Source organism: Nocardia xishanensis NBRC 101358, assembly GCF_001613365.1.
Lineage (GTDB): Bacteria > Actinomycetota > Actinomycetes > Mycobacteriales > Mycobacteriaceae > Nocardia > Nocardia xishanensis.
In genome coordinates this window covers 25,119-38,789 of the sequence record NZ_BDCF01000009.1, presented here as the reverse complement: position 1 = coordinate 38,789, position 13,671 = coordinate 25,119, and the positions used below count along the sequence as shown (strand labels likewise).

Below are 13,671 nucleotides of genomic sequence, written 5' to 3'. Positions count from 1 at the left end.
GGAATTACTTCGCCTTCTCCAGGACCTCGACCAGACGCCAGCGCTTGGTGGCCGACAGCGGGCGGGTCTCCATCAGCTGAACGCGATCGCCGATGCCGGCGATCTCGTTCTCGTCGTGGGCCTTGACCTTCGAGGTGGTACGGATGATCTTGCCGTAGAGCGGGTGCTTCACCCGGTCCTCCAGCTCGACCACGATCGTCTTGTTCATCTTGTCCGAGACGACGTAGCCGATCCGCACCTTACGACGGTTGCGCTGCACAGTGTTCTCGCTCATGCCGCATCTCCCTTACCTGCGGGTCCGGTGGCCAGACCGAGCTCACGCTCACGCATGACCGTGTAGATGCGCGCGATCTCGTGACGAACGACGCGCAGACGACGGTTGTTGTCCAGCTGACCCGTCGCCATCTGGAAGCGCAGGTTGAACAGCTCTTCCTTCGACTCACGCAGGCGGGAGACGAGTTCCTCTTCGGTGAGCTCGCGGAGCTCTGCGGCCGGTGTACCGGTTGCCATCAGAACTGCTCCTCCCTGGTCACGATCCTGCACTTCATCGGGAGCTTGTGCATCGCGCGGCGCAGCGCCTCGCGAGCGATCTCCTCGTTCGGGTACGACATTTCGAACATCACGCGGCCGGGCTTGACGTTCGCGACCCACCACTCCGGCGAACCCTTACCGGAACCCATTCGGGTCTCGGCGGGCTTCTTGGTCAGCGGGCGATCCGGGTAGATGTTGATCCAGATCTTGCCGCCACGGCGGATGTGGCGAGTCATCGCGATACGCGCCGACTCGATCTGCCGGTTGGTGACGTAGGCAGGCTCGAGCGCCTGGATACCGAAGTCACCGAAGGCCACCGACGTGCCGCCCTTGGCCATACCCGAACGGCTCGGGTGGTGCTGCTTGCGGTGCTTGACCTTGCGAGGCATCAGCATGCGTCAGCCCTCCTGCTTCTCTGCCGGGGCGTCCGCAACCGCGGTGGCGGAACGCCCGGCCTCAGTGCCGGTCGCGGTGGTGCCGGCGGAGCCGGAACGACGCGGGCGGCTCGGCCGCTCCCGGCGCGGACGATCGCGATCGCCTGCCGGCGCGCTCGCGGCGGTCAGCTCACGCTTGCCACCGACGATGTCGCCCTTGTAGATCCAGACCTTCACGCCGATGCGACCGAAGGTGGTCTTGGCCTCGTAGAGGCCGTAGTCGATGTCGGCGCGCAGCGTGTGCAGCGGCACCCGACCCTCACGGTAGAACTCCGAGCGCGACATTTCGGCGCCGCCGAGGCGGCCCGAGCACTGCACACGGATGCCCTTGACGTTCGGCGAACGCATGGCCGACTGGATGGCCTTGCGCATCGCGCGACGGAACGCCACACGGTTGGACAGCTGCTCGGCCACACCCTGGGCAACCAGCTGCGCGTCCGACTCGGGGTTCTTGACCTCGAGGATGTTCAGCTGAACCTGCTTGCCGGTGAGCTTCTCCAGCTCGGCGCGGATGCGGTCGGCTTCCGCGCCGCGGCGGCCGATCACGATGCCGGGACGCGCGGTGTGGATGTCCACCCGAACGCGGTCACGGGTGCGCTCGATCTCGACCTTCGAGATGCCCGCCCGCTCCATGCCGTTGGCCAGCAGCCGACGGATGGCGACGTCTTCCTTCACGTAGTCCGCGTACTGCTTGTCCGCGTACCAACGCGACTTCCAGTCGGTGGTGATACCGAGGCGGAAGCCATGGGGGTTGATCTTCTGTCCCATTTACTTTGCCCCTCCCTTCCGGCGGCTGCGAGCAGCACCGGCGGTGGGCACGCTCTCGACCTCGATGGTGATGTGGCTGGTGCGCTTGCGGATCCGGAACGCGCGGCCCTGGGCGCGCGGCTGGAAACGCTTCATGGTGGCGCCCTCGTCGACGTAGGCCGTCGAGATGACCAGCGTGGCCGGGTTGAGGCCGAGGTTGTTCTCGGCGTTGGCCGCGGCGCTGGCGACGACCTTGGCGACCGGCTCGCTCGCGGCCTGCGGCGCGAACTTCAGGATCGCGAGAGCGTCCTCGACCCGCTTGCCGCGGACCAGGTCCACGACACGACGAGCCTTCATCGGGGTGACGCGCACGTGCTTGGCGGTCGCCCGGGCAGTGGGGTTCTGAGTCTCAGTCGTCATCGCCGCTTGCTCTTCCGGTCTTCCTTGACGTGGCTCTTGAACGTCCTGGTCGGCGCGAACTCACCGAGCTTGTGCCCGACCATGGACTCCGAGACGAACACCGGGACGTGCTTGCGGCCGTCGTGCACCGCAAAGGTGTGCCCGATGAAATCCGGGATGATGGTCGAACGACGCGACCAGGTCTTGATGACCTGCTTCGTGCCCTTCTCGTTCTGCACGTCCACCTTCGCGAGGAGGTGGTCGTCGACGAACGGGCCCTTCTTGAGGCTGCGTGGCATTTCTTACCTCCTCCTTCAGCGCTTCTTGCCGGTCTTGCGACGGCGGACGATGAGCTTGTCGCTCGGACGGTTGGGCTTGCGGGTGCGGCCTTCCGGCTGACCCCACGGCGAGACCGGGTGGCGACCACCGGAGGTCTTGCCCTCACCACCACCGTGCGGGTGGTCGACGGGGTTCATGACGACACCACGGACCGTGGGGCGACGGCCCTTCCAGCGCATACGGCCTGCCTTGCCCCAGTTGATGTTCGACTGCTCGGCGTTGCCGACCTCGCCGACGGTGGCGCGGCAGCGCACGTCGACGCGGCGGATTTCGCCGGAGGGCATACGCAGCGTGGCGTAGGGGCCTTCCTTACCGAGCAGCTGGATGCTCATGCCCGCGGAACGGGCCAGCTTGGCGCCGCCGCCAGGACGCAGCTCCACCGCGTGGATGGTGGTACCGGTCGGGATGTTGCGCAGCGGCAGGTTGTTGCCCGGCTTGATGTCGGCCGTCGGGCCGGACTCGATCGGGGTGCCCTGCTGGATACCCTTCGGCGCGATGATGTAGCGCTTCTCGCCGTCCACGTAGTGCAGCAGCGCGATGTTGGCGGTCCGGTTCGGGTCGTACTCGATGTGCGCGACCTTGGCCGGGATGCCGTCCTTGTCCAGGCGACGGAAGTCGATCAGACGGTAGGCCCGCTTGTGCCCGCCACCGCGGTGGCGAGTGGTGATGCGGCCGTGCGCGTTACGACCACCGGTCTTGGTCAGCGGACGCAGCAGCGACTTCTCCGGGGTGGACCGAGTGATCTCGGCGAAGTCGGAGACGGACGACCCGCGCCTACCGGGGGTAGTCGGCTTGTACTTGCGAATTGCCATGAGTTCTTCTCTGCTTTCTGGATTCCCGCTCGCTTACGCGACCGGGCCTCCGAAGATCTCGATGGGCTTGCTGTCGGCCGAGATGGTCACGAGCGCACGCTTGGTGTTCTTGCGCTTGCCGTAACCGAAGCGGGTCCGCTTGCGCTTGCCCTGACGGTTGGCGGTGTTGACGCTGGTGACCTTCACACCGAAGACCTTCTCGACGGCGATCTTGATCTGCGTCTTGTTGGAGTCCGGGTGCACCAGGAAGGTGTAGGTGCCTTCCTCGATCAGTCCGTAGGACTTCTCCGAGATGACCGGCGCCAGCAGGATGTCGCGGGGGTCGGCGATGGTGGTCACTTGCTCTCCTCCTGTGCCGCCTCGGCGGGACCGTGAACGAAGGCGTTCAGGGCCTCGACGCTGAACACCACGTCGTCGCTGTTGAGGACGTCGTAGGTGTTGAGCTGGTCCGGGGCGATCGGCTGCACGTTCTGCAGGTTCGCCACGCTCTTCCACGCGGCGATGTCCTCGCGGCCGACGACGACCAGGAACTTCTTGCGGTCCGACAGCTCGGCCAGGAAGCTCTTGGCGGTCTTGGTCGACGGGGTCTGACCCGAGACCAGTTCGGTGATCACGTGGATGCGCTCGTTGCGGGCCCGGTCCGACAGGGCGCCACGCAGGGCGGCGGCCTTCATCTTCTTCGGGGTGCGCTGGCTGTAGTCGCGCGGCTGCGGGCCGTGCACGGTGCCACCGCCCGCGAACTGCGGCGCGCGGGTCGAGCCCTGGCGGGCGCGACCGGTGCCCTTCTGGCGGTACGGCTTCTTGCCACCACCGGAGACATCGCCGCGAGTCTTGGTCGCGTGGGTGCCCTGGCGGGCCGCGGCCAGCTGCGCGACGACCACCTGGTGCATCAGCGCGATGTTGGCGGTCACGTCGAAGATCTCCGCGGGGAGATCGACGGTGCCGTTGGTCTTGCCACCGATCTCCTTGACCGGCAGCGTCAGGTTGGCCTTCTTCTCGAGGCTGGTCATGCGTGCGCACCACCCTTCACGGCGCTCTTGACGATCACGACGCCGCCCTTGCGACCCGGGATCGCACCCTTGATCAGGAGCAGGCCGTTCTCGGCGTCCACCTTGTGAACCGACAGGTTCTGGGTGGTGACGCGGTCGTTACCCATCCGACCCGACATGCGCATGCCCTTGAACACGCGGCCGGGGGTGGCGCAGCCACCGATGGAACCCGGGCGGCGGTGCACGGCCTGCGCACCGTGCGAGGCACCCTGACCACGGAAGCCGTGGCGCTTCATGGTGCCCGCGAAGCCCTTGCCCTTGCTGGTGCCGGTGACGTCGACGTAGCTGCCCTCTTCGAACACCTCGGCGCTGATCTCCTGGCCGACCTCGAAGGTGGAAGCGTCCGCGACCCGGATCTCGGCGACGTGGCGGCGCGGGGTGACGTTCGCCTTGGCGAACTGGCCGGAGACCGGCTTGTTCACCTTGCGGGGGTCGATGGCGCCGAAGGCGACCTGAACGGCGCTGTAGCCGTCGCGCTCCACCGTGCGGATCTGGGTGACCACGTTCGGGCCCGCCTTGACGACGGTGACCGGAACGACGCGGTTGTTCTCGTCGAACACCTGGGTCATGCCGAGCTTGGTGCCCAGGATGCCGGCCGCGGGCCGGTTCTTGTTGTCAGTCATGTCTCGAGTCCCCGTCACTGAATGTTGACGTCGACGCTGGCCGGCAGGTCGATGCGCATCAGCGCGTCGACCGTCTTCGGCGTCGGGTCGAGGATGTCGATGAGGCGCTTGTGCGTACGCATCTCGAAGTGTTCGCGCGAGTCCTTGTACTTGTGCGGCGAACGGATGACGCAGTACACGTTCTTCTCGGTCGGCAACGGCACCGGGCCGACGACACGGGCCCCGGTACGGGTCACCGTCTCCACGATCTTGCGCGCAGACGCATCGATCGCCTCGTGGTCATAGGCCTTGAGCCTGATGCGGATCTTTTGTCCCGCCACGCTAAGTGTCCTTTTCTCCGCTTTCCTTCGTGATCCGGAAGCCGGGCTTCCGTACCACCCTCATTTGCACAGCCCGAACACACGAAGACGTCTCAGCCCCGAGTGGATCAGGCCCGGAGGAGGCAGCCTGCGTAACCACGCAGGGCTTCCAGTCGGGCAAAATCCGACGCAGTGGAGACCACGACCGGGCACGCCCGATCTCGCCGCTGTTCATCTGTCATGGTTCTTCCGGTCCACGCGGTCGGGCGTGTCGCCCATCCGCTCATTCCTCGGCCCGGATCCAAAACTTCATCTCAGGCTCGGAACAACGTCCCGGACGTACTCACACCGGAAACCGGCGAAGTACACAAGTGGGTACTGCTCGCCTCGCCGATCACGACCCGTCTCATTGGAAACAGGCACGACCCCGTGCAAGGCAACCCGAACAGTATGCCCGAGACCCCCGAGGCACTTCAAATCGCCCCCACCGTCATGTCGATCACCCCCGCGCGGAGCCGAGACGTCGCAGGCTGTTCGCATCCCTAGCAGGGATTACGGCCTCGACGACGCGCGCGAAGGCGGTGCGAGCAACCCTTGCCGCAGCGAACTTACTTTTGAGTAAGATAGCGACATGACGAAAGAGACCGCAACGCTGCGCGGGTGGAAGAAGCTGCCGGACAACCGGCTGGGACATGCGCTGTTCTCGCTGGGGATGGTGGCCCGCGTGCCGTATTTCGGCACGGTGCTCCCGAGCGTCGCGCGGCTGGAACCGGGGCTGTGCGAGGTGACGTCGCCGAAGTGGTTCGGCATCCACAACCATCTGGGCACCTTCCACGCCATCGCGGCCTGCAACCTGGCCGAGGTGGCGATGGGCATGCTCAACGAGGCCACGGTGCCGACGACGCACCGCTGGATCCCGAAGGCGATGAACGTGCGGTACCTGGCCAAGGCCGAGACGGGGTTGCGCGCGGTGGCGAAGCTGCCGGAGATACCGGACTTCGCGCAGGTCACCGAGGGCCGGGATCTGGTCGTGCCGGTGTCGATCTACGACAAGCACGGTATCGAGGTCGTGCATGCGGATATCACGACTTGGGTCACGCCGAAGTAGCCGACTCGCCGGTATCGGGCGGTGCCGTTTCCCTTCGATGCGCGCGGGGTTGCCGACGTGGAGTTCATTACTCGCGACCCCGTGGCTGGTTGCACCGTCGTCCCGGCAGCGGATTGAATGCGGATATGAGTGACGGTGCGGTCCGGGCGGCCGATGTGTGCGTCGTCGGGCTCGGCCCGACCGGACGGGCGCTGGCCCATCGGGCGATGCGGGCGGGATTGCGGGTGATCGCGATCGACCCGCGACCGCAGCGGCTGTGGCCGCCCACCTACTCCTGCTGGGTCGACGAGCTGCCGGAATGGTTGCCGCCCGGCGCGATCGGATCGCGCATCGAAGCGCCGACGGTGTGGACCACGACCGAGCACCGCATTCGCCGTCCCTACTGCGTGCTGTCCAAGCAGGGCCTCTACGACGCGCTGCCCCTCGACGACGCACAGGTGATCGCCGGGCGCGCCACTCGCGTCGACACGCACGAGGTCGAACTGACCGACGGCACGGTGTTGCGCGCCGCGGCGGTGTTCGACACCCGCGGCCTGCCCGCGCTCGGGCAGCGCAGGGCGGCCAGCGCGCACGGCATCTTCGTCGACGAGGCGACCGCCGCGCCGATGATCGGCGCGGGCGAGGGGCTGCTGCTGGACTGGCGGCCGGAGAACGGCGCCGGCTCCGGCGAGCCGCCGTCGTTCCTCTACGCCGTCCCGATCGGGGACGGCACGGTGATCTTCGAGGAGACCAGCCTCGGGCTCCGCGGCGGCATGCCGCAACACGAGCTGCGCAAGCGGACGCTGAATCGGCTTGCGGCCCATGGCATTCGGCTCACCGGCGCGGAACCGAGCGAGGCCGCCCACTATCCGCTTGATCAGCCGCCGCCGAAGCGGGGCGTCGCGCGGGCGGTTCCGTTCGGATCGCGCGGCGGCATGATGCACCCCTGCACCGGCTACAGCGTGGCCGATTCGCTCGCGCGGGTCGACACGGCGGTCGACGCGTTGCGCACCGGCCGCGACCCGGTCGACGCGCTGTGGCCGAGGCGCGCGCGGCTGGTCTATTGGATGCGCATGCGCGGGCTGTGGGGCCTCGGCAGGCTGACCACCGAGCAGTCGATCGCGATGTTCGACGCGTTCTTCACCGAATCCGAACGCGGCCAGCGCGCGCTGCTGTCCGCGCACGACGACTACGCCGCGCTGGGCGCGGTGCTGTTCAACACTGTCGCGCACACCTGGCCGTTCCGCTGGCGCTACGACCTGGTCGGCTGGACGAACCGCAACCGGTGGGTCGGTTACGAGTTCACCCGGCCACGCGAACCGATGACCACCGAGATCGAGTAGCCGCGGGGATCCGGCAGACGGCCGAGCCCTCGATCCACGCGTCACGGTCGCGCAAACAGGACGGCGGGCCGACGATCCACGTCGACCCGCCGAACTATTCGCCGATCAGGCGGTTTCGGCCGCCCTGCGGTAACCGCGAACCGCGGGCAAGGCGAACACGACGACCAGACCGACCGTCCACGCGATCGTCTTCAGCAGCGGCTCCGCGACCGGCCCGCCCGCGGAGAGCCCGCGCATGGCGTCGATGGCGGTGCTCATCGGTTGGTTGCCGACCACGTCTTGCAGCCAGGTGGGGTAGGCGAACACCGGGACGAATCCGGTGTTGAAGAACATCAGCAGCGTGTTCACGATCGTGATCAGGCTGACCAGCAGCACACCCTCGGTGAGCGTCGCGAGCGCCGTGCACAGCACCGCGAACCCGACGCCGAACAGCACCGGGATGCCGATCAGCGCAATCGCCGCCAGCGGTCCCTGGTTGAAGCGGAAGCCGAGCGCCATGCCGACCAGGATCACGAACAACGTCGTGATCAGCACGCGCACCGCCTCGGCGAGCAACCGTCCCGACAGACTCGCCGCGCGGTTCATCGGCATGGTCCAGAACCTGCTCAGCAGGCCGGTGGCCTTCTCGACCTTGAAGCCGAGCGCACTCACCACCGCGCCTGACATGGCCGCCACCAAGGTGATCAGCGGGACCTGGCCGTAGATGGCGTCCATGCCGGTGTTCCTGGTGATCGTCGTGCCGAGCACCACGTCGAACATGAGCAGGGTGAGCGCCGGATAGATCAGCGTCTGAATGGTGGTCGCGGGATCGCGCATCCAGCCGATCAGCAGTCGCTTGCACTGCAACAGGCTGTGCTGCGCCCAGGTGCCGATCGCGTTCTCCGAACGCGCGGCCACGGCAGGCAGCGGCGCGAAGCCCGCGCTCTGCTCCTCGGTCGCCGTCTCCGTCGTCTGCGTCACGTTCATGACCGCCTCACACTCGCCCACACCGCGAACGGCGTGAACACCACCGTCAACCCGATCAGCCACGCCAACGGCACCCACAGCACGCCCCAGCTCACCCCGTCGCCCGCCATGTCGCGCAGCGCGAAGGAGAACTGCGAGATGGGCTGGTTGCGCACGAAGGGCTGGATCCACTCCGGGAAGCTGCGCTCCGGCACGAACCCGCAGGACAGCATGCCGAAGATCAGCGTCGGCAGGGTGAGCGCCTGACTGAGCTGCTCCGGGCTCTTGGTGAGGCTGCCGAGACCGTCCGCGCCGATGGCGAGCACGGTGCCGATGGCCAGCGAGAACCCGCAGAACAGCACGGCCTGGCCGAAGCCCGCGCTGAACTCGAAACCGATCATGTACCCGAAGAGCAGCGCGCCGGTCAGCGAGGTGACCGAACGGACCAAGCCGGCGCAGATCCGCGAGGTGAACGGGACCAGCGTGCCGATCGGCATGGTCTGCAGGCGGGTGCTCAGGCCGGTCATCGCCTCGAACGCGGCGAGCTGCGCGTTGGACAGCATGGTGAACGCCATGGTCTGCAACACGATGATCGGCATGACGAACTGCGCGTAGTCGATGCCCTGGAGCTTCATCACGAAGCGCAGCGGCAGATAGAAACCGAGGGTGAACACCAGCGGCGTGACGAAAGCGACGATCAGCTCGCCCTTGGTGGCCATGGTCTTCACCACGCGACCGGTCAGCGCCCGCCACTGCGCGAACGAGGACGGCTGGGCGACGGGTAGCTCGGCGAAGAGTTCGGCCGCCTCGGGGGTGGCCGGTTCGGTGGCGCTCGCGGTCACGAATGACCGCCCGAGTGGCCGGTGAGGGAAAGGAAGACGTCGTCGAGCGATGGCCTGCGCAACGCGATGTCGGCGAGCGCGACGCCCGCGCTGTCGAGCCTGCGCAGCGCCTCGGACAGGGTGGTAGCGCCGTTGGGGGCCGGGAACGAGAGCCGGTCGCTGCCGTCGAGTTCGGCGGTCACGGCGGCGGGCACCAGATCGCCGAGCGCGTACGCGGCGGTCAGCACCTTCTTCGGGTCGAGCGGGACCACCTCGCAGTAGCTGCCGCCGGTCTTCTCCTTGAGTTCCTCCGCGGTGCCTTCGGCGATCACCGTGCCCCTGTCGATCACGATGATGTTGTCGCTGAGCACGTCGGCTTCCTCGAGGTACTGCGTGGTCAACAGCACCGTGATGCCCTGCTCCTTGAGCACGTTCACCAGATCCCAGACGCCCTGGCGGCTGCGCGGATCCAGACCGGTGGTCGGTTCGTCGAGGAACACCACCTCGGGGCGCACGACGAGACCACAGGCGATGTCCACGCGGCGGCGCATGCCGCCGGAGTAGTGGCGCACCGCGCGCTTGCCCGCGCTCACCAGATCGAATTCCTCGAGCAGGGTGTCGGCGCGCTTGCGGGCGGCCGACTTGCCCAAGCCCATCAGCCTGCCGAACAGTTCGAGGTTCTCGCGGCCGGAGAGGTTCTCGTCCAGCGCGGCGTACTGGCCGGTCATCATGATCGAGCGCCGCACGCCCGCCGGGTCCTCGCAGACGTCGTGGCCCGCGACGACCGCTGTGCCGGAATCCGGGCGCAGCAGCGTGGAGAGGATCTTGACCGTGGTGGTCTTTCCAGCGCCGTTGGGTCCGAGGATGCCGAGCACACTCGCCTTTTCGACGGTGAAGCTGATCCCTTGCAGTGCGTGCACGTCGCCGAACGACTTGCGGACGTCCTGGACGCGGACCGCTGGAACGCGCTCGGTCAATTCTGGCTCGCGCGCCGGCGATTCTGCTTGGTTCAAGCTCGGCATCAACTCTCCACTATCGGGCCGGTGCGGCGATCCGATCGCCGGACGCACTCGAGTACGTCGGGGTGGTGATCCCTGCCGCTGGGCGTGATGTTACCGGCATCTCGCGTCCTGGACCGACGACCAGTCCATACCCAGTCGCGAGACCGAATATGTGTGGGATTCCTCACATTACAAGCCGCTCCGCAGTACGGCGCAGTATCGATCCTGGTCGAGGCATGGCAAGGGCAGTGGACTGGCGGCGGCGCAGCCTTGTCGGCCGGGGACGCCGACCATAGTCTGCTAGACGGGGGCATACACGCACTCACTCGTCTGTGGCGGGACCGCGCTGGGAGCCGGTCCGTCAGGGGTCGGCTCGATTCGGGTGGGGGCACGGCGGGTCGAGACTGCGAAGAGGTAACCATGGCCGAGTCCGCGCAGCCACGCTTGGCGGCGCATCCGGGAGGATCGGGCCGATCGAACGTGCTGATATCCCATGATCCACGCACCGGAGAGGTGGTCGGAAATTACGCCGTGATGGGGGCGGGCGAGCTCAATCGCACCGTCCGCGCCGCGCGCGCCGCCGAAAGATGGTGGGCCAATTTGGGTTTCGGCGCTCGCAAGCGCTGGCTGCTCGACTGGAAGCGCAGCATCGCAAGGCGGGCAAGCGAATTGGTGGAGCTGGTCTCCGAGGAGACCGGAAAACCGGAGGCGGACGCCGCGATCGAGGTGATGCTCGCGGTCGAGAATCTGGATTGGGCCGCGCGCAACGCCTCTCGCGCGCTGCGGCGGCGCAGGCTCGGTTCCAGCTGGCTGAGCCGCAACCAGCAGGCCTCGGTGGGCTATCTACCGCTCGGCGTCGTCGGCGTGCTCGGGCCGTGGAACAACCCGGTCTTCACGCCGATGGGTTCGATCGCCTACGCCATGGCGGCGGGCAACGCGGTGGTGTTCAAGCCGCACGAGCTGACCACCGGCGTCGGGGTGTGGCTGGCCGAGAGCTGGGCCGAGCTGGCGCCCAGTCAGCCGGTGCTCCAAGTGGTGACCGGCGACGGCGGCACGGCGGCCGCGCTGTGCCGGGCCAAGCTGGACAAGATCGCCTACTCGGGGTCGGAAGCTGGTGCGCGAGAGGTGATCTCGCTGTGCGCCCAGACCATGACGCCCGTGGTGGTCGAGCGCGGCGGCAAGGGCGCGATGGTGGTGCACGTCGACGCGAAACTCGACGAGGCGGCCGAGGCGGCGGTGTTCGGCGCGATGGCCAACGCGGGCCAGAACCCTTCCGGCGTGCAGCGGGCCTACGTCGCGGATTCGGTGTACGACAACTTCCTCGACCTGGTGGCCGTGGACGCGAGGCGGCTGCGCCCCGGCGCGGACAAGCGCGCCTCCTACGGGCCGATGATTCTGGAAGCCCAGGTCGACGTGGTGCGCAAGCAGGTGCGCGACGCGATCGCCAGGGGCGGGCGCGCGGTGGTCGGCGGACTCGACTCGATTCGCGAGCCCTACGTCGAGCCGATCGTGCTCGCCGAGGTGCCCGAGGAGAGCATCGCGATCACCGGCGAGGCGATCGGGCCGGTGCTGATCGTCAACCGGGTGGCGAACATCGAGGAGGCGGCCAAGCGCATCAACGCCACCGGGAACGGGGTCGCGGTCTCGGTGTTCACCAGGGACGTGCACAGCGTGGAGTCCTTCGCCGAGACGCTGCGCGCCGGCGTGGTGACGATCAACTCGACCACCGCCCATCTCGGCATTCCCGCGCTGCCCGTCGGCGGCGTCGGCGAATACGGCCAGGGCCACAGTCACGGCGAGCACGGGCTGCGCGAGTTCAGCAGGACGCTCGCCGTGGCGCGCAAGCGCTACACCGCGCCGATGAACCTGGCCACCTTCGACCGGCACCCCCGCCATCTCCGCACGGCCAAGGCGATGTTCCGACTACGCCACGGACGGCCGGGCTGAGCCGAGCAGCACCGCTTCCATCAGCGCCGTCACGCGGGCCAGCTGGGCCGGCCTCGCGTCGAAGCGGATGAGCCTGCCGATATCGATGACCTGGCCGATGGCGGCGTGCACGCGGAAGCGGGCCTCGACCGGGTCGCCATCGAGCAGGTTCGCCCATTCCAGGACGTTCTGGCGCTGGATGGCGCGCAGCTTGTGCTGCTCGGCCTGCGGCAGGTTGCTGAACTCGGCGTAGTAGACCGGCATGATCTCCGGGGTGGCGAAGCTCAGCTTGGCGTAGCGCGCTGCGATCAGGCGTGCCGCGTCCGGCCGGTTCGTCGCCTCCGCGAGCGCGTCGGTCATGGCGACAGAAACCCGGTCGCCGGTCCGATGGAAAGCCGCGGCGAGGAGATCGGACTTGCTGCTGAAGTACCGGTAGACGCTGGAGGCGTTGATCCCGACGGCGGCGCCGATCTCCTCGATGCTGGCCTCGTGATAGCCCTGGCGCCCGAAGATGCGGATGGCCTCGGCGAGCAGCTGTTCGCGCTTCGAGGTGACCGGAAGGCCGCGCGCAGCCGGCCCCTGCTCCGGCTGCGCGGGAGCGGGCGGCAGCTCGGCGCGCAGCACCGACCAGCACATCTCGCGCAACAGCGGAAGCAGCCGGGCGCCGGACAGCGCCGTGCGGTGCGCGGAGATGCTGGCCACCACGCTGAGCACCGAGGCGGCGAGCACCCGCAGGTCCTCCTCGGGCGCGTCCGGGCGCAGCCCGGCGATGGGCGCGGCGATGGTGGCGTTTAGATCGTCGTAGATCTTGCGGATCCGGATGCGATCTTCGCGTTCCAGGTAGCGGCGTTCCCAGCGGTAGAGCCCGGCCTCACGGCGGATGTCGATGGTGTGTTCGGCGAGCGCCTTGATCAGGCGCTCGAGCCGCGCTTCGGGATCGAGCCCGGGATCGTCGGCGTTGCGCGCGACATTCAGCAGGTGGCGCGCGCCCTCCTCGGCGGCGGCGACGAGCAGCGCGTACTTGTTCGCGAAGTGCCGGTACAGCGCAGGCCCGGAAATGCCCACGTCGGCGGCGATTTCATCGACGCCGACCGGGTAGTACCCGCGCTCGCTGAAGGCGCGCGCGGCGGCCCGGATGATCTGCGCCTTGCGGTCCTTGGGGCGGCGGCGCACCCCGGTGTTCTCCTGGCCCGTCCTACCCCCGCTCGGTTCGGGCCGCGCGGGCGCGAGGTCTACCTCGCCGTGTTCCGCGACCATGCACTCTCCGTTCTGGGACGGCGCCGCCTGGTTGACAGCGCCGGACAAGTCCACATAA

General features: G+C 67.9%; 18 protein-coding genes. 3 read left to right on the top strand and 15 right to left on the bottom strand.

The window, feature by feature from the left end; genetic code table 11:
* Positions 1 to 4: 4 nt before the first annotated feature.
* From rpsQ to rpsJ, 11 genes are read right to left on the bottom strand one after another with little or no spacing between them, the layout of a single operon-like run.
* Entirely contained in the window at positions 5 to 274 is a 270-nt protein-coding gene (gene rpsQ, locus NX1_RS09765) for a 30S ribosomal protein S17 (protein WP_067785331.1), read from the bottom strand.
* Positions 271 to 510, bottom strand: coding sequence for a 50S ribosomal protein L29 (rpmC, locus tag NX1_RS09760; protein ID WP_011207272.1), 240 nt, complete (start codon positions 508 to 510; stop codon positions 271 to 273). Before rpmC ends, rpsQ begins: the two co-directional genes overlap by 4 nt.
* Positions 510 to 926: a 50S ribosomal protein L16 gene (rplP, locus tag NX1_RS09755; RefSeq protein ID WP_067785334.1), complete on the bottom strand. Its 417-nt coding sequence runs from the start codon at positions 924 to 926 to the stop codon at positions 510 to 512. Before rplP ends, rpmC begins: the two co-directional genes overlap by 1 nt.
* Before the next feature lie 3 nt (positions 927 to 929).
* Positions 930 to 1,733 (bottom strand): 30S ribosomal protein S3, encoded by an 804-nt coding sequence (gene rpsC, locus NX1_RS09750; RefSeq protein WP_068056835.1) that lies wholly within the window; start codon positions 1,731 to 1,733, stop codon positions 930 to 932.
* Entirely contained in the window at positions 1,734 to 2,132 is a 399-nt protein-coding gene (gene rplV / locus NX1_RS09745; protein ID WP_062983231.1) for a 50S ribosomal protein L22, read from the bottom strand.
* A complete protein-coding gene (rpsS, locus tag NX1_RS09740) occupies positions 2,129 to 2,410 on the bottom strand; it encodes a 30S ribosomal protein S19 (protein ID WP_067785343.1) in 282 nt (93 codons plus the stop codon). The genes rplV and rpsS overlap by 4 nt, the downstream gene beginning before the upstream one ends.
* A 15-nt stretch (positions 2,411 to 2,425) precedes the next feature.
* Entirely contained in the window at positions 2,426 to 3,262 is an 837-nt protein-coding gene (gene rplB, locus NX1_RS09735; protein WP_067785345.1) for a 50S ribosomal protein L2, read from the bottom strand.
* A gap of 33 nt (positions 3,263 to 3,295) precedes the next feature.
* Positions 3,296 to 3,601, bottom strand: coding sequence for a 50S ribosomal protein L23 (gene rplW, locus NX1_RS09730; RefSeq protein WP_011207266.1), 306 nt, complete (start codon positions 3,599 to 3,601; stop codon positions 3,296 to 3,298).
* A complete protein-coding gene (rplD, locus tag NX1_RS09725; RefSeq protein WP_068056833.1) occupies positions 3,598 to 4,272 on the bottom strand; it encodes a 50S ribosomal protein L4 in 675 nt (224 codons plus the stop codon). The genes rplW and rplD overlap by 4 nt, the downstream gene beginning before the upstream one ends.
* Positions 4,269 to 4,934, bottom strand: a complete 666-nt coding sequence (gene rplC, locus NX1_RS09720) for a 50S ribosomal protein L3 (RefSeq protein ID WP_068056831.1) — start codon at positions 4,932 to 4,934, stop codon at positions 4,269 to 4,271. The genes rplD and rplC overlap by 4 nt, the downstream gene beginning before the upstream one ends.
* Before the next feature lie 14 nt (positions 4,935 to 4,948).
* Entirely contained in the window at positions 4,949 to 5,254 is a 306-nt protein-coding gene (gene rpsJ / locus NX1_RS09715) for a 30S ribosomal protein S10 (protein ID WP_003938093.1), read from the bottom strand.
* Positions 5,255 to 5,864: 610 nt separating this feature from the next.
* Here rpsJ and NX1_RS09710 point away from each other — a divergent pair.
* Positions 5,865 to 6,341: a hotdog fold domain-containing protein gene (locus tag NX1_RS09710; RefSeq protein WP_068056829.1), complete on the top strand. Its 477-nt coding sequence runs from the start codon at positions 5,865 to 5,867 to the stop codon at positions 6,339 to 6,341.
* 125 nt (positions 6,342 to 6,466) lie between these two features.
* A complete protein-coding gene (locus NX1_RS09705) occupies positions 6,467 to 7,663 on the top strand; it encodes a lycopene cyclase family protein (RefSeq protein ID WP_068056827.1) in 1,197 nt (398 codons plus the stop codon).
* A gap of 105 nt (positions 7,664 to 7,768) precedes the next feature.
* On the opposite strand, the gene NX1_RS09700 is transcribed toward NX1_RS09705, so the two are convergent.
* Genes NX1_RS09700 through NX1_RS09690 form a run of 3 tightly spaced genes read right to left on the bottom strand, consistent with a single transcriptional unit; the run spans position 7,769 to position 10,451 of the window.
* Positions 7,769 to 8,629: an ABC transporter permease gene (locus NX1_RS09700; protein WP_068057125.1), complete on the bottom strand. Its 861-nt coding sequence runs from the start codon at positions 8,627 to 8,629 to the stop codon at positions 7,769 to 7,771.
* Positions 8,626 to 9,450, bottom strand: coding sequence for an ABC transporter permease (locus NX1_RS09695; RefSeq protein ID WP_068056826.1), 825 nt, complete (start codon positions 9,448 to 9,450; stop codon positions 8,626 to 8,628). The genes NX1_RS09700 and NX1_RS09695 overlap by 4 nt, the downstream gene beginning before the upstream one ends.
* Complete coding sequence (locus NX1_RS09690; RefSeq protein WP_084501287.1) at positions 9,447 to 10,451, bottom strand: ATP-binding cassette domain-containing protein; 1,005 nt, start codon at positions 10,449 to 10,451, stop codon at positions 9,447 to 9,449. The genes NX1_RS09695 and NX1_RS09690 overlap by 4 nt, the downstream gene beginning before the upstream one ends.
* Before the next feature lie 399 nt (positions 10,452 to 10,850).
* Here NX1_RS09690 and NX1_RS09685 point away from each other — a divergent pair, with 399 nt between their 5' ends.
* Entirely contained in the window at positions 10,851 to 12,377 is a 1,527-nt protein-coding gene (locus tag NX1_RS09685) for an aldehyde dehydrogenase family protein (protein WP_084501286.1), read from the top strand.
* Here NX1_RS09685 and NX1_RS09680 read toward each other — a convergent pair.
* On the bottom strand, positions 12,354 to 13,613 hold the full coding sequence (locus NX1_RS09680; protein ID WP_084501303.1) for a TetR/AcrR family transcriptional regulator: 1,260 nt from the start codon (positions 13,611 to 13,613) through the stop codon (positions 12,354 to 12,356). The genes NX1_RS09685 and NX1_RS09680 overlap by 24 nt on opposite strands.
* Between the last annotated feature and the right edge of the window lie 58 nt (positions 13,614 to 13,671).

Excerpts from the sequence above, each read along its gene's own strand:
- rpsQ (WP_067785331.1), bottom strand. The coding sequence starts at position 274 with ATGAGCGAGAACACTGTGCAGCGCAACCGTCGTAAGGTGCGGATCGGC.
- rpmC (WP_011207272.1), bottom strand. The coding sequence starts at position 510 with ATGGCAACCGGTACACCGGCCGCAGAGCTCCGCGAGCTCACCGAAGAG.
- rplP (WP_067785334.1), bottom strand. The coding sequence starts at position 926 with ATGCTGATGCCTCGCAAGGTCAAGCACCGCAAGCAGCACCACCCGAGC.
- rpsC (WP_068056835.1), bottom strand. The coding sequence starts at position 1,733 with ATGGGACAGAAGATCAACCCCCATGGCTTCCGCCTCGGTATCACCACC.
- rplV (WP_062983231.1), bottom strand. The coding sequence starts at position 2,132 with ATGACGACTGAGACTCAGAACCCCACTGCCCGGGCGACCGCCAAGCAC.
- rpsS (WP_067785343.1), bottom strand. The coding sequence starts at position 2,410 with ATGCCACGCAGCCTCAAGAAGGGCCCGTTCGTCGACGACCACCTCCTC.
- rplB (WP_067785345.1), bottom strand. The coding sequence starts at position 3,262 with ATGGCAATTCGCAAGTACAAGCCGACTACCCCCGGTAGGCGCGGGTCG.
- rplD (WP_068056833.1), bottom strand. The coding sequence starts at position 4,272 with ATGACCAGCCTCGAGAAGAAGGCCAACCTGACGCTGCCGGTCAAGGAG.
- rplC (WP_068056831.1), bottom strand. The coding sequence starts at position 4,934 with ATGACTGACAACAAGAACCGGCCCGCGGCCGGCATCCTGGGCACCAAG.
- NX1_RS09710 (WP_068056829.1), top strand. The coding sequence starts at position 5,865 with ATGACGAAAGAGACCGCAACGCTGCGCGGGTGGAAGAAGCTGCCGGAC.
- NX1_RS09705 (WP_068056827.1), top strand. The coding sequence starts at position 6,467 with ATGAGTGACGGTGCGGTCCGGGCGGCCGATGTGTGCGTCGTCGGGCTC.
- NX1_RS09700 (WP_068057125.1), bottom strand. The coding sequence starts at position 8,629 with ATGAACGTGACGCAGACGACGGAGACGGCGACCGAGGAGCAGAGCGCG.
- NX1_RS09690 (WP_084501287.1), bottom strand. The coding sequence starts at position 10,451 with ATGCCGAGCTTGAACCAAGCAGAATCGCCGGCGCGCGAGCCAGAATTG.
- NX1_RS09685 (WP_084501286.1), top strand. The coding sequence starts at position 10,851 with ATGGCCGAGTCCGCGCAGCCACGCTTGGCGGCGCATCCGGGAGGATCG.
- NX1_RS09680 (WP_084501303.1), bottom strand. The coding sequence starts at position 13,613 with ATGGTCGCGGAACACGGCGAGGTAGACCTCGCGCCCGCGCGGCCCGAA.